Genomic DNA, 1,042 nt, shown 5'->3' on the forward strand with positions numbered 1-1,042 from the left:
CCCACCTGGCTCATGGTCGAAGCGGCGAGCACCTTCTTGATGTCGTCCTTGGCGCAGCCGATCACCGCGCCGAACAGCAGCGTCACCGCGCCGACGGCGATCACCGCCGTCCGCGCCGCCGGTGCCGCGTCGAAGATCGGATTGGCCCGGGTGATGAGGTAGACCCCGGCGGTGACCATGGTCGCCGCGTGGATCAGGGCGGAGACCGGGGTGGGGCCCTCCATGGCGTCCCCGAGCCACGACTGCAGCGGCACCTGGGCGGACTTGGCGCAGGCGCCCAGCAGCAACAGCAGTCCGAGTGCGGTGACCACGCCCGGGCCGAGGTCGGGCGCGACGCCGTCCACACCCGCCGCGACGGTCCCACCGTCGATCGCGGCGAAGACCCCGTCGAAGGACAGGGTCCCCAGCTGGGTCACCATCACCATCAGCGCGACGGCGAGCCCGATGTCGCCGACGCGGTTGACGACGAAGGCCTTCTTGGCCGCCGTGGCCGCGGACGGCTTGTGCTGCCAGAACCCGATGAGCAGGTAGGAGACCAGTCCCACGCCCTCCCATCCCAGGTAGAGCACCAGGAAGTCGTCCGCCATCACCAGCAGCAGCATCGCGGCCAGGAACAGGTTGAGGTAGGCGAAGAACTTCCGTCGCGCGGGATCGGCGGCCATGTACCCGGTCGAGTACACGTGGATGAGCAGGCCGACGCCGGTGATCAGCAGGACGAACACCATGGAGAGCTGGTCCAGTCGCAAGCCCATGTCCACGGTGAGGTCGCCCACCGAGATCCAGGTGAACAGTGTCTGCTGCAGGGTCCGGTCTGCGAGCCCGCGGCCGGCCATGGCACCGAACTGCCAGACGGCCGCACCGAACGCGGCGAGCGCGGTGGCGCAGCCCAGCAGGTGGCCCCACGGGTCGCTGCGGCGCCCCAGGAGCAGCAGGAGGGTGGCACCGAGCAGCGGCAGGCCGGGGATCAGCCACAACGTCACATCAGGAGTCATCGGCGCGTCCTCAATACCTGAGCAGACTGGCGTCGTCGATCGAGGCCGAC

The 1,042-nt window shown here is 69.6% G+C and carries 1 protein-coding gene; it reads right to left on the reverse strand.

The features are described 5' to 3' along the window. Positions 1-992: NADH-quinone oxidoreductase subunit L (locus G6026_RS17645; protein WP_241728124.1), on the reverse strand; the 992-nt coding region annotated here is incomplete at its 3' end. Between the last annotated feature and the right edge of the window lie 50 nt (positions 993-1,042).

This window comes from Dietzia sp. DQ11-38-2 (assembly GCF_014145055.1).
Lineage (GTDB): Bacteria > Actinomycetota > Actinomycetes > Mycobacteriales > Mycobacteriaceae > Dietzia.